This window comes from Stutzerimonas kunmingensis, from assembly GCF_021432085.1.
Classification (GTDB): Bacteria; Pseudomonadota; Gammaproteobacteria; order Pseudomonadales; family Pseudomonadaceae; genus Stutzerimonas.
The window spans coordinates 1,461,556-1,475,489 of record NZ_CP090366.1 but is presented as its reverse complement, the minus strand read 5'-3'; the positions used below and the strand labels follow the sequence as shown (position 1 = coordinate 1,475,489).

The 13,934-nt window shown below is 64.1% G+C and carries 8 protein-coding genes; 5 read left to right on the top strand and 3 right to left on the bottom strand.

Going from position 1 to position 13,934, the window contains the following annotated elements; genetic code table 11:
• Positions 1-61 precede the first annotated feature (61 nt).
• The 3 genes from LW136_RS06815 to LW136_RS06805 form a co-directional block, all read right to left on the bottom strand.
• Positions 62-3,568 (bottom strand): AAA domain-containing protein, encoded by a 3,507-nt coding sequence (locus LW136_RS06815; protein WP_041013312.1) that lies wholly within the window; start codon positions 3,566-3,568, stop codon positions 62-64.
• A 185-nt stretch (positions 3,569-3,753) separates the two neighbouring features.
• Complete coding sequence (locus tag LW136_RS06810; RefSeq protein WP_041013311.1) at positions 3,754-4,455, bottom strand: SDR family NAD(P)-dependent oxidoreductase; 702 nt, start codon at positions 4,453-4,455, stop codon at positions 3,754-3,756.
• A gap of 14 nt (positions 4,456-4,469) precedes the next feature.
• On the bottom strand, positions 4,470-5,777 hold the full coding sequence (locus LW136_RS06805; RefSeq protein WP_234174786.1) for an ABC1 kinase family protein: 1,308 nt from the start codon (positions 5,775-5,777) through the stop codon (positions 4,470-4,472).
• 434 nt (positions 5,778-6,211) lie between these two features.
• On the opposite strand from LW136_RS06805, the gene LW136_RS06800 reads away from it, so the two are divergent.
• The 5 genes from LW136_RS06800 to LW136_RS06780 all read left to right on the top strand — a co-directional run bounded on the left by LW136_RS06800 (position 6,212) and on the right by LW136_RS06780 (position 13,889).
• The gene (locus LW136_RS06800; protein WP_041013309.1) at positions 6,212-7,738 is read left to right on the top strand and encodes an ATPase domain-containing protein; all 1,527 of its coding nucleotides are present in this window, start codon (positions 6,212-6,214) and stop codon (positions 7,736-7,738) included.
• Positions 7,722-9,407 carry a response regulator gene (locus LW136_RS06795; RefSeq protein WP_041013308.1) on the top strand — a complete coding sequence of 562 codons (1,686 nt, stop codon included), beginning with the start codon at positions 7,722-7,724 and terminating at the stop codon, positions 9,405-9,407. The genes LW136_RS06800 and LW136_RS06795 overlap by 17 nt, the downstream gene beginning before the upstream one ends.
• 237 nt (positions 9,408-9,644) lie before the next feature.
• Complete coding sequence (locus LW136_RS06790; protein WP_041013307.1) at positions 9,645-11,852, top strand: hybrid sensor histidine kinase/response regulator; 2,208 nt, start codon at positions 9,645-9,647, stop codon at positions 11,850-11,852.
• A gap of 314 nt (positions 11,853-12,166) precedes the next feature.
• Positions 12,167-13,147, top strand: a complete 981-nt coding sequence (locus LW136_RS06785) for an isopenicillin N synthase family dioxygenase (RefSeq protein WP_041013306.1) — start codon at positions 12,167-12,169, stop codon at positions 13,145-13,147.
• Positions 13,140-13,889, top strand: a complete 750-nt coding sequence (locus tag LW136_RS06780; RefSeq protein WP_041013305.1) for an alpha/beta fold hydrolase — start codon at positions 13,140-13,142, stop codon at positions 13,887-13,889. The genes LW136_RS06785 and LW136_RS06780 overlap by 8 nt, the downstream gene beginning before the upstream one ends.
• Positions 13,890-13,934 lie beyond the last annotated feature (45 nt).

The following is a 13,934-nucleotide window of genomic DNA, read 5'->3' as shown; positions in this document are numbered from 1 at the left end:
CCAGAGCGCGCTCATCATCCATCAGGGCTCGGCGAAGGACTGGCGGCACCGGCCAGGACTGCTACATATCGTCACGACGAATCACCCGCTGCATGAGGCTGGTACGGTTGACCGCCAGTTCGCCACTGACATCCGCACCACGATAGACCATGGATGTTTCGTGATGCACATAGTCGCCGTGACGCTGCGCGCTCAGCCAGTTGAACGAGCCTACGCACAGCAGCTCATCGTCGGCCATGACGATCTTGCTGTGCACCTTGTGGACGACCCGCACCTCGACGCTGTGCGACCTGAGCGCGGCGATCGCTTCCCTGAATTCAGCGACGCGTTGCGGATCGCCCTTGGGCCGGCTGCGCTCGATGCCGGTGTTGAAACGCAGGTCGGTATACACGGTGACCTGAACGCCGCGCTGGACAGCCTGGCTTAGCCGCTCCAGCGCACCACTTTCCTGCATCCATCGCGCGATGAGCCAGGGCGTGACGATCTGTACCTGATGACGAGCCGTTTCCAGCGTCTGCCTCAGAAAGCCGTCGTGCTCCGCAACGTCATGCAGGTGGATCAGTCCGGTGCCTGGCGTCTGCAAATCCTGCCTGGCCTGTTGCTCGAAAATCAGCTCGCTCGCCGGATCAGCGAAAAGGAGCTGAGCCAGCAGCCCACGCGGTTTGCTGACTGGCTGCTGGCTGAACAGGTCCATGTCGCCGAATACCAGAAAGCTGTCCTTGGCGCGGGATACCGCCACGTTGAGCATGCTCGCCTTGCGGTCGATGAACTGGCCGTCGGCATGCTTGGAGTAGACCGCGGAGAAGATCACCAGCGGCCGCTCGGCGCCCTGGAGGGAATGGACGGTGCCCACCGTCATTTCCCCCGCGCCCTTGCCAGTGCTGATACCCAGGGCCGCGCAGGCCTGGGCGATCGCCTGCGTTTGCGCGCCGAATGGGGTGATCACACCGACGATCTCCCACAGCTCCTTGCCGTAGCGTTCGGTCAGATCGGCTTCGTTGGCCTTGAGCCACGCGGCGATCGTCTGCGCCTCCAGCAGGTTATGGCGACTGCCGCCGTGGACCGGCTGGCAGATTCCGTCGATATGCAGATAGCCCAGCGCCGGCAGGCCGCCGTCCGGTTTCGGGCCTCGGCACGGTTGCAGCTTGCCCTTGTAGCAGAGGGCGTTGCAGTACTCGATGATCGAGTCGTAGCAGCGACGGTGCTCGTAGAGGTACATGCCGCGCGCGAGATCGGGATCGTAGTGATAGCGGCTGGTCGCCTGGGCGATGGCCATGACGCTTCCATTGGCGGCGCTGCGCCCGCCTTCGCAGAACGCGGCGTAGTCGTCATCGACGTTGTCGCGCGCGAGCAGACCGGCGCCAATCAGGTTGCCAATGTCGACCGCCGTCGGGATCGACCAGATCGGCTCGATCTGCTGGGTATCGCCGATCACCAGCGCCTGCCGGGCAAGCGCGAACGAGGGTGCAGCCACCTCGGGCAGGACCTGCCCCGCTTCATCGACGATCAGCAGATCGATGAAGTCGAGTGCATAAGCGTCGACGAAGCCGTTGCCGTCGTGCCTTTTGCAGCGCAGCTCCTTGGGCAGCATGAAGAAAGTGGCCACCAGGCAGGGGGTGAGCTTCATCCAGCGTCGCCAGTTCTGCTCCAGGGTCTTGCGGCCGGTCTTGTTACGGCTTTTGAGGATCTCCGGCAGGCTTTCGCCGACCTCCATCAGCCAGCGCCCCTCCCAGTAATGGGTGGTCAGCAGGAATATCTCGAAGCGCAGAGAGGTGTCCGCCCAGTTGTCGCAGTCATCGAGAGTTATTTCACCGGCGGGCCTGTCCGCAGGGTTCGGCAATACGGCGACCGCGCTCTGCCAGTTCGCGAGCTGGCGCTGTTCGGCGATCTGCAGTTGCTGCGCCTGGTGCAATTGCGCTTCGGCAGTTTTCCGCGCCTTGCTGGCCTGCGCCACCGCGGCGGTCAGCCGGGCTTCGATTTCACTCAAGCTGGAGGCGCTCTGCAGTTCGGTCGCGGCTTCATCGAACTGAAGTTTCGCCAGGCGCAGTCGTTTGCCGGCAACCGGGCCGAACCAGCCGAACAGCGTATAGAGCAGCGGTTCATGGGCGAGGTAATGCTTGAAGCGCGTCAGCAGAGCTTGAGTATCTGCAAGCTGTTGGTCGCAGGCCTGCAGCTGCTCGTGGAGCTGCGCGATGGCGGCCTGGGGGTCATCGCCCAGCAAGGTCTGGATCGCCTGGCGTGCCTCGGCCAGCCTGGCCCAGGCCTGCTCGATGTTCGCGAGCTGTTGCTGGCGGCCGCGGATTGACTCGCGTAGGCGCTCGACCGTGTCCGCAACGCTCGGGCTCTGCATGTCCGGAAACGCCTCGGCGGCATGCGCGAGGTACGTCTGCTGGGCCTTGTCCAGGTACTCCTGGGATTCGAGCTCGGTGAAAAAGCTCCGGGTCTGATAGGTGCGGGCCATTTCCGCTTCGGCCGACGCCTTGGGAAAGTAGGCGCCAAAGCTCCTGATATCCGGCAGCCAACGGCCCGCGAATGGGCCGCTGCCTGTCGCGAAATCCTTGCCGAAGGCGGTGATGATGTTGGTCACGGCCTGGTTGTTGGTGGAGCTGGCCACGACCACCGGCGGCTCCCCGCCCGCTGCGGCAGCCCTGGCCCAAAGCGAGGCGACGACCGACAGCAGCAGGGTGGTCTTGCCCGTACCGGGCGGCCCGTTGACCGCGAGAATATCGCCGGCTCGCCCATTCAGCAGATGGCTCAGGCTATCCCGCTGGGCCGGCGCCAGGGCGTATTCGTCACCTGCATGGGCGAGTCGTTCGGCAAACAGTCCATTGGCCGGCAGGCAAGGTTCGTCAGGGCTGCGCTCGCGCTGGGCGAAGCGCTCGAACAGCGGCACCGCAGGCCGGGTATCACGCAGATGGTCATAAAGCGCGACGATATTGCGGCTGAAGCCCTCTGCCTTCTCTTCCTTGAACAGATAGCCGAAGCCGGCCAGTTCGAAGCGATCTTCCGCGCCGTCCCAGTCGTTACTGACCTGGCGGAACATCTTCATGCAGAACTGCAGGAATTCGCGCCAGTTTTGCTGATGCTGGTCTTTGCTCAGGGCTTCGGCATCTACAGGCGGGTCGAACCGTTGGCTATCCTCGGCGGACAGAAACGCGTCCAGGTCGGCCTGCGCGCCGATGGCGAAATTGTCGCGGTCCAGCGGTTCGAGGATGTCGCGCGGCATCAGGGCTTGCCCATGTGGCTGCAGCCTCCCCTCACGGGTCACCGAGACCTGACAGATGACCGGCGTGATGATCGCCGGCAACCCATTGCGAGCCCGACCATGCTCGCGGCGGGCGCGGTAAACCCATGGCCGCAGGGTGATTTCGATGTCCGCTCGATCTTCGGGCTCGTTCGCGAACAGCTGGGTGAGCAGACCTTCGCTCAGGCATCCAGAAGCGAGGACTTCGGCTGGCAGCATGAGGAATTTATCGGCCTGGCTCGGAGACAGGGCGCCGTTGCCGTTCTCGGCATCAGCCAGGGAGTTTCGCCAGTAGCTGGCCAGTTTGAACGCGTAATCATTCATCGTCGAAGTCAACGCAACCTCTGATGCAGCGGGACGGGAATTAAACAGGCGGGTCGAGGGTAGCGGCTCGGGTAGTTCAACGCCAATCGAAAGAAAAGCGTCTAGCACAAGCCTTCACGGCTGGTCTTTGGGTCAGCAGCCGACGAAACGCGATGGTTGGATCTGACCTGAAGTTGCGCCTGCGCTTACCACGGCAACCCTTCCCCGCTATAGGCATAAAACCCACCACTGGCCTCCGGCCCCAGACCGTCGATCACGCGCAACAGATCCTGCGCGGCGTCCGCTGCCGGCCGGCCGATCTCGGCGCCACGGAATGGTTGTGACAACCGTGAGTTCACCGTGCCCGGATGCAGCGCCAACAGCACCGCATTCGGTTGGCTACGGCGAATTTCGATGGAAGCGGTCTTGATCAGCATGTTCAGCGCGGCCTTGGAGGCGCGGTAGCTGTACCAGCCGCCGAGCCGATTGTCGCCAATGCTGCCGACCTTGGCCGAGAGCATGGCGAACACGCCACGCTGGCGGTCGAGCAGGCCGCTGAAGTGGCGCAGCAGCATGGCCGGGCCGAAGGTGTTGATCTGGAAGGTGGCGAGCAGCTGCGCCTGGTTGAGATCAGCCAGGCGCTTCTCCGGCATGAAGTCGGCACCGTGCAGCACGCCGGCGGCGTTGACGATCAGGTGAAACGGCCCCTGCCCCGCCACTCTGGTCGCGGCCTGTTCGATGCTGGCGGGATCGGTCAGGTCGAGCGCCGGCTCGGACGAGCGACTCAGGGCGATGACCGATGCGCAGCGCGGATCGCTGCGCAAGGCATCGACCAATGCGGCGCCGATGCCACCGGATGCGCCGATGACCAGCGCACGAAACCCTTCGGGGAATGATTCCAACGGCATGACAATCTCCAGATTTACGGTCGACGGGCGCCGGCTTCGCTGCGCCAGCGTTCGATCTGTTCGGCGAGCAGGTCGGCGATGGACAGGCAAGCGCCGAGCCGGTAGAGGTTCCAGTAATGGCCCTCCAGGGTGCGATTGATCAGCAAGGTGCCGGAGGCCGGTTGCAGGCTGCCGAGTGCGGACATCATCAGGGGGAACAGCTCGGACAGCCGTTGATGCAGCGCCGCCTCGCGGAAGTCCCACGGCGCGCCGGGTTGCAGCAGTGGGTGCAGCATCAGGTGAATGCTTCGGTATAGCCCGTGCGGCGGCGTGCTTCCCGGCTGGCGTCCGCCCAGGGCCTGAAAACCGGGCTCCAGCGCCTCGCTGGAGGTACCGCGCAGCGCCTCGAAGATCTGTACGTAGCCCGCCAGCAAACGCGGTTCCAGGCGCAGCACACTGCCGAAATCATAGACCACCAGCTCGCCGGCCTCGGTCCAGGCGAGGTTGCCGGGATGCGGATCGGTATGCAGCCGTTGCAGACCGAATGCCTGCTCGGCCAGCCATTCGCAGAGGGTTTCGGCCAGGCGCTGGCGCACCTCCGCCGAGGCCTGTTCGACCTCGGCCATGGAGCGGCCCGGCAGGTCTTCCAGCACCAGCACACCGGGCCGACAGAGTTCGCCCGCGGCAAAGGGAATGCGGATGCCCGGCCAGTTTCTGAAGTGCTCGCGGAAGGCTTGGAGGTTGGCGCGCTCAGCCTCGTAGTCGAGTTCCTCGGCAATGGCCCGTTGCAGCTCGATATACACCGCATCGAGACGCGCGGGCGGCGTGCCGAACAGTCGCCCGAGCGGCATCAACCGACGCAGCTGGCGCAGATCGGCATCGCAGATGGCGCGGATGCCGGGGTACTGGACCTTCATGATCAGCGCCCTGCCCTGCCGATCCCGAGCGCGATGGACCTGGCCCAGCGAGGCCGCCGCCGCGGGCTCCGGCTCGATGGACTCGAACAGTTCGTACAGCTTGCCGTCGTAGACGCGCTGCAGATTGGCTTGCAGCGCATCGAATGGCAGCGAGGGCACCTGGTTCTGCAAGCGCGCCAGCGCCGCGCTGATCGGTTCGGGCAGCAGGTCCTGCCATTGCGAAGCCTGCTGACCGAGCTTCAGCACTGGGCCCTTCATCTGCCCAAGCGCATCACCGAGCAGTTCACCGACCGGCACCCAGTCGATACGCGCCTTGCCTGGCGTGATGCGCTGCACCAGCAGGTTGCCGGCAATGCGCGCGCCAGTACCGCCCAGTTGCAGAAAGCGGCCCAGTGCCGAAGCCGACGGACGAGAGAATCGAGACATGCAGGCGACCCGCAAAGGCAAAGGCTGATCATGGGCCAGCCCGGCCCATGATCCAAGGTTCAATGGTTGCAGTCTGTTGCGCAGCGGAGTGGTTCGAAGTAGCTCAAGGGCAACGAGCGAAGCGCCCGGGGGGACCGCGCAGCAGATGGTCGCGCCGCCTGGAGAGCGCGCTGCAGCGAAGGTGCCGAGCACACTCATGCGGAACGGGCAGGCGGCTGGCGAGTCGGATTAAATGACTGCGCCCCTCGAACGTCGACCGCCAAACGCGCAATTTTCGGCACATCAGAAGCGCATCAACCGACGATTCGAGCGGCATTCAGCCCGACCTGCCCACCAGGCGAATAACGGGCCTGTTCCCCTCCGCCTCCGTCCTGATATGGACCTGCAGGAGTGGGAACGAAGCACGCAGCGGCGCCTGCGTTAAGGAGAACGGAATGACCGATTTCACCAATCCTTCTTTCCAACCAGACGATGAACCCCCTCGCATCTCCACTGGCAGCGAGGGACTGGATGACATTCTCGGCGGCGGCCTCGACCCCAACCGCATGTACCTGTACGAAGGTAGCCCGGGCTCGGGCAAGACCACCATTGCGCTGCAGTTCCTGCTCGAAGGGGTCCGCCAGGGCGAGCGCGTGCTTTACGTAACCCTTTCGGAAACCAAGGACGAACTGGAGCTGGTCGCCAAGCGTCATGGCTGGACGCTCGAGGGCATCGATATTTTCGAACTGATATCACCAGAGACCAGCCTCGATCCTGAGCTGGAACTGACCGTACTGCATCCGGCGGAAATAGAGCTGAGCGAAACTACCCAGCAGGTGTTCAACCGTGTCAGCGAAACAAATCCGACGCGGGTGATCTTCGACAGCCTCTCGGAAATGCGCCTGCTGGCGCAAAGCCCGTTGCGCTACCGCCGGCAGGTATTGGCGCTCAAGCACTTCTTTACCACTCGCAACTGCACGGTGATTCTGCTCGACGACCAGACCTCGGAGATGGGCGACCTACAGCTGCATTCCATCTCCCACGGTGTGGTCATGTTGGAGCAGTTGGCTATCGACTACGGCGCCGAGCGCAGACGCCTGCGCGTGATCAAGATGCGCGGCATCCAGTTCCGCGGGGGCTATCACGACTTCGCCATCCGCAAGGGCGGCCTGCAGATCTACCCACGCCTCATCGCCGCGGAGCATCACTCTTGCTTCTCTGGAGAGTTAGCTTCGTCCGGTAATCCGGCACTGGACAAGATGCTAGGCGGTGGTCTCGAGCGCGGCACCAATGCGCTTCTGGTCGGTGCGGCGGGTGTCGGCAAATCCTCGCTGGCATTGAGCTACGCAGTAGCGGCATGCGAGCGCGGTGAGCAGGTCGCCTTCTTCGTCTTCGACGAGAACATCAGCACCCTGCTGGCGCGCGGGCGGGCGCTTGGCCTACCCATGGAGCCATGGATCGAACAGGGGCTGCTACATCTGCAACAGGTCGATCCCGCCGAGCTGTCACCTGGCGAATTCACTGCCGCGGTGCGTAAAAGCGTGGAAGTTCGGGGCGCCGAACTGGTGATCCTGGACAGCCTCAACGGCTATCTGCACGCGATGCCTGATGGCCGATTCCTGATTCTGCAGATGCACGAGCTGTTGAGTTATCTGGGCCAGAAAGGCGTGATCAGCATCATGGTGCTCGCCCAGCATGGCCTGGTCGGCCCAATGGATACGCCTGTGGATATCAGCTATCTCAGCGATGCGGTTATCATGCAGCGCTACTTCGAGCATGCCGGCGTCGTTCGCCGGGCGTTGTCAGTGGTGAAAAAGCGCAGCGGACGGCATGAAAACACCGTCCGTGAGTACCGCCTCAGTAGCGCCGGCCTCGAGGTCGGGCCGCCGCTCAGCCACTTCAGCGGCATCCTATCGGGCACACCGGAATACACCGGTGATGCGACTCAGCTACTGACAGACGAGCATGACGACGCCCACTAAACGAGAAGGCCCCATCGTAGTCGTCTATGCCCCCATCGGCCGGGACGGTCCCGCCTCGGCCGAACTGCTCAGCCGCAGCGGCATGGACGCCGTTGTCTGCCACAGTGTCGATGAGGTGCTACGTCGCGCCGAAACCGATGCCGACGCCGTTTTCATCGCCGAAGAAGGCCTCTTCGGTCAGGACCTCCAAGCACTGGCCACCTGGGTCGATCAGCAACCGGCGTGGTCCGACTTTCCATTCGTGGTCCTCACCAGCAAGCATCAACAGCCGGCAGTCGCCGCATGGCGTCAGCGCATGGTGGCGGCGCTGCGCAACGTTTCCCTGCTGGAACGCCCGGTACAGAGCATCACCCTGACCAGCGCGGTGAAAGCCGCCCTGCGCGGGCGGCATCGCCAGTACGAAGTCAGGGCCTTGCTCGAAGCCCGTGAGCGCGCCTCGAATCAGCTCGAAGCGCTGGTCGTCGAGCGCACCAGCGAACTGGAAAAGGCCAACCAGGAATTGCGCACACAGATGGCCGAGCGCGCGCAGATCGAAGAAACCCTGCGCCAGGCGCAGAAGATCGAAGCCATCGGCCAGCTCACCGGCGGCATCGCCCACGACTTCAACAACCTGCTGATGGTGATCTCCGGCGGCCTCGACATGCTCGACCGCCGCGCCGATCCTGCACGCCGCGAGCGGTTGATGGACGGCATGCGCCAGGCCGCGCAACGCGGAACCGCCCTTACCCGGCAACTGCTCGCCTTCTCCCGCCGCCAGTCACTGGAACCCGAGTCGGTCGACCTGGTGCTGCGCATCGGCCGCATGCGCGAGCTGCTCGACCGCAGCCTGAGCGGCGACGTGCACGTGGAAGTGCAGTTCGAGCCGGATCTCTGGCCGGTCGAAGTGGACCCTGGCGAGCTGGAGCTGGTCGTCCTCAACCTGGCCGTGAATGCCCGCGACGCCATGCCCGACGGCGGCTCGATCCTGATCGAAGCCAGCAATGCACCTGGCGAAACGGTGCTGGGCATCACCGGCGATTTTGTCCGCCTCACGGTGACCGACTCGGGCACCGGCATTCCCGAGGAGGTTCGCACCCGCGTATTCGACCCCTTCTTCACCACCAAGGAGATCGGCAAAGGCTCAGGGCTCGGGCTGGCACAGGTCTACGGCTTCGCGCGGCAGTCCGGCGGCACCGTGTGGATCGAAAGCGAATGCGATCGCGGAACCAGCGTGATCATGCTGCTGCCACGTTCGGCGCGTGTGCCCGATCAGCCCGACGGCGAACGGCCTGTCGAAGACGACAGCCCCGACGCCTCGGCCGGTACCGTACTGCTGGTGGACGATGATGAAGAAGTCGCGGCACTGGTCGGCGAGATGCTCGAACATCTCGGCTATCGCGTCACCCATGCCGCCAGTGCCACAGACGCGCTGGGCGCGCTGCAGAACGGCTGTCAGGTGGACATCGTGTTCTCCGACGTGATGATGCCGGGCGGCATGAACGGTGTTGAACTGGCCCGCGAAATCCGCACCCGCGACCTCGGCGTCCCCGTGCTACTTACCAGCGGCTACGCCGAAGCCGCACAGCAATCTGCCGCCGCAGAAGGCGTGCACGTATTGGCCAAGCCCTACCGGCTGGAAGAACTGGCAATCTCGTTGCGCACCGCTATCGATGGTGTGGAAGTTCACTGATCCACCCCTTCCTTACGGGGCGTTCCAGGCGGGTCGGTCAATCCGTCAGCCCACCTTCAGCCGAGGCGACGCGCAGGTGTTCCCGCTGAAGTTCGGTTGGTTCGATGCCGTCATTGGTCTGTAACGTCGTAACAAGCCGGCGCGCCTGCGGTCTTCTGACTAGGCCCTACGAAAGCAACGGGCTCATACATGATGCCGAACCCGCATTGACTCTTGCTCCGATCAGGAACTTGCTTCGTGTCGATACGCGCCCGTCTCATCTGGCTGGTCATCGCCGTCATCGCACCGGCGCTGGCCTTCGCGCTGTTTGCAACCTATTCGGTTTACCGAGCGCAGTCACAGCAGATCGACCAAAGTATGTACGAGACCACGCGCGGCGTAAGTCTTGCCGTTGAGCGCGAACTTGATCGCTTCGGCGCAGTGGTCACGACGCTGGCCGCCTCGCCAACACTGGTGAGTGGCGATCTGCGTGCGTTTCATGAACGTCTACAGCAGACCGTTCAACCGATAGCCACCGGCGTAACCATATTCGACCCGAACGGCGTGCCCCTGGCTGATACGGACTACCCTTTTGGCGCGCCGTTGCCGATGCCACCGAGCCTGCCAGGCTTCGAGAACACCCCGCTGCTAGACGTCAGTCCGATGTTTCGCGACCCGTTGACGCGCGTGCACAGCGTCGCCATTCACCGCCCGGTGATGCGTGACGGCCGAGTCGTCTACTACCTGACCATGAAGTTTCCGGTCAGCCGCATCGAAGCCCTGCTGCAAGCTCAGGAGCTTCCCGAGCGCTGGCTTGGTGCCGTTCTGGACCAGACACACACTATCGTTGCGCGCACCCGGGACCCCAGCAGACATGTAGGTGAAGCCGCGGACGACAACTTCGTCGCCGATTTGCGCGGGCTAGCGACTCGCCAAGGCAAGCTGATTTCCGTCACCCGCGACAATCAACGCGTGGTTTCTTTTATCAGCCGTGGTGAAAGTTCAGGCTGGACGGTACTGATCGGCATTCCCCGTGAGGACCTGCTCGCAAGCGTATTGAAGCCCATCGGAACCGCGGCCATCGGCATCCTGCTGGTGCTCGCGGCGGCGATCGGACTGGCCATTGCGCTCGGCCGCACCATCACCCGCCCCTTGACTCAACTCGACCAGGCAGCCGGTGCCTTAGCCCGAGGGGAAGTCTTCGAGGCACCTCGGACCGGCATGGACGAGACCGACCGGACCGCGCAGGTACTTGCCCAGGCCAGCAAGACCATTCACCGCTCGAGCCAGGAAATGGCAGAGCGGGTCGAGGAAGCCGTCGCCCAGGCCGAACGCTCGCATCGGGCGCTGCTGCAGGGCCAGAAACTTGAAGCGCTGGGCAACCTCACCGCGGGTATATCGCACGAGTTCAATAACCTTCTGCAAAGCATGACCGTCGGCTTGCAGCTGGCCGACATGCTGAGTCCAAACCCCCGAGCCAAGCGCGCCATCGAGGCATGCCAGCGTTCGGCTCAACGGGCTACCCGCCTTACGCGGCACCTGATGACCTTCAGTCGAAACCGCACTGGAGATGTCGAGCAGCTCGACTTGCGCGCATTGATTCTCGGCATGCACGAACTGCTGACCGGCGCGTTGCCCAATAACGTCGTTCTACAGCTCGACTTGCCGGACCGCCCATGGCCGGCGGCGCTGGACCCGGTGCAATGCGAGCTGGCCATCCTCAACCTGGCGATCAATGCACGGGACGCCATGCCAGACGGCGGTCCGTTGAGCATCAGCCTGCACGACGTGGCGCATGGAGACATCGCCCTGCCAAGCCTGGGGACAAGGACCTATCTCGCCGTCGACGTCCTCGACACAGGTTGTGGAATGAGCAAGGAGGTCCAGGCGCGGGCATTCGAGCCTTTCTTCACAACCAAGGCCATCGGCGAGGGAACGGGCCTCGGTCTGGCGCAGGTCTATGGCTTCGCGCACCAATCAGGCGGCGCGGTAGCGATCGACAGCGAAGTCGGCAGGGGCACCCGCGTCCGCCTGCTGCTGCCACGCGTCGAACACCGCAGCGAACCGGCTGGCCCGGTAGAGAAGGCACCGGAACGTGCCAACCGAACCACACGGGTACTCCTGGTCGACGACGACGCCGAGGTGCGCGAGGTGGTGATGTCGATGCTTGAGGAACTGGGCTATTTGGTCGACGAGGCGCAGGACGCGGATTCAGCCTTGGCCAGGCTCGCCGATGGCACGCGCCCGCCTATCGATGTGCTTCTTTCGGATATCGTCATGCCCGGACGGCTGGACGGGGTTGGTCTTGCGGCGGAAGCCCAAGGCCTGTATCCCGAACTGCCCATCATCCTCGCGACAGGCTACACCGAGCGTCTCGCTGCCGAGCACGGGCTGCGTGTGCTAGCCAAACCCTTCACCAGCCAGACCCTAGCCGAGGCCCTTCTCGACGCGGTCAACACACCCTAGAGCGAGGCGGAAGGCGCTCATGACTGACGCCTTCCTGTTTGCCCGAAAAAATAATTGCCTTCTCTGCGGCGGGATAACCGCACCTATATGGTGCGCGAACGTCGCATATTTCTGCGTCAGATTTGAAAACGCCACAACGCCGGCCCCTTGCAGTGCACCTTTCAGAAACACCTTCCGCCTCCTTTTGAAGCACCGGAAGATGCTGCCGAAACGGCATCGGCTTGCTCGATATTCTCTGCTTCTGCGCACAGCATGGCCCCCCAGATACTGCGCTCGCCGACCGCCATTTCGCGTCGGCAGAGCAGGATCGAGCCATGAACCAGTCCCTTTGTGCCCGCCATCTCGAAGCCGCCGCGCTGCCGCTGATCGATATCGCCGGGCTGTTTTCTCCCGACCTTGCCGAGCGCACTGCCGTGGCCGAACGCATCGGCGCGGCCTGTCGCGAGGTCGGCTTCTTCTGCATCGCCAACCATGGCGTCGACCCAGCGCTGCAGCAGGCGGTGTTCGAGCAGGCACAAGACTTCTTCGCCCAACCGAAGGCCAGCAAGCGTGCGCTGGACAAGGTGTTCTCGAAGGCCAATCGCGGCTATGAGCCGTTGCGCGGGCAGGTGCTGGAAGCCGGTGCGCCGGCCGATCTCAAGGAGGGCTTCTACATCGGCGAGGAGCTGGCCGAGGACGACCCGCGGGTATTGGTCGGGCGCTTCAACCACGGCGCCAACCAGTGGCCGACCGAGCTTGCGAACTTTCGCCCAACCATGGAGCGCTATCGCGACGCGATGAATGCGCTGGCGGCACGACTGATGGGCGCCATCGCGCTGTCGCTGCAACTGCCGGAGGATCATTTCGCCGGCTTCTGCCGCGACTCCATGAGCACCTTGCGCCTGCTGCATTACCCGCCGCAGCCGGCGAACGCCGCACCCGGCGAAAAGGGCTGTGGCGCGCATACCGATTTCGGCGGGCTGACGCTGCTTCTGCAGGACGAGAACCCCGGCCTGCAGGTCTGGGATCGCCACAGCGAGAGCTGGATACACGCAGCGCCCGTGCCCGGCACCTATGTGGTCAATCTGGGCGACATGATCGCCCGCTGGACCAACGATCAGTACCGCTCGACGCTGCACCGGGTGGTCAATATCTCCGGGCGAGAGCGCTACAGCGTGCCGTTCTTCTTCAGCGGCAACCCGGACCATGTGGTCGAGTGCCTGCCGACCTGCCTCGCACCGGGCGAGTCGCCACGCTACCCCGCCGTAACGGTGGAAGAACACCACCGCGAGATGTACCGGAGGACCTATGGCTGACATCGTCCTCATCCACGGGGCCTGGGCCGGTGGCTGGGTCTGGGATTCGCTGCTCGAAGGCCTGCGCGATGCCGGGCACAGGCCCCACGCGATCGATCTGCCGGGCAACGGCCATGACGACACGCCACTCGCCAAGGTCTCGCTGCAGCGCTATGTCGAGCACGTCGGCGCATTGATCGAGACGCTGCCTGGCCCGATTCAGCTAGTGGCGCATTCCGGCGGCGGCATCACCGCCACTGCCGTGGCCGAGGCTTATGTCGAGCGCATCGCAGGGGTCGCCTATGTCGCCGGCATGATGCTGCCCAGCGGCATAGGCTTCGGCGAACTCTGCGCCGAACTCGCCCGCGACTTCCCCGAAGTCAGCGGCATCGGCCCTTATCTCGAAGCCGCGCCCGGCGGCAGCCGCGTACCGGGCGATGCCGCCTGCGCGGTGTTCTTCCACGATGCACCGGCACAGGCCGCCATCACTGCCGCGCGCCGCCTGACGGTGCAGCCCGATGGTGGCCGCGACATCGCCGCGCATTGGAGTGCCGAGAGTTTCGGTCGTCTGCCGCGGTTGTATATCGAAGCCACGCAGGACCGCTCCGTGCTGCCACGGGTGCAACAGCGCATGCAGCAGCTGGTGCCTGGGGCCGAGCGGGTAGTGCTCGATTGCGGGCATGCGCCGCAACTGGCCATGCCCGGCGCGCTGCTCGCCGCCCTGGTGGATTTCTTCGATCGCCATCCACATCCGGTGCACTGACCCGTTTATTGCATCGCGCTTATCACGCCGAACCTTCAAGGAGCT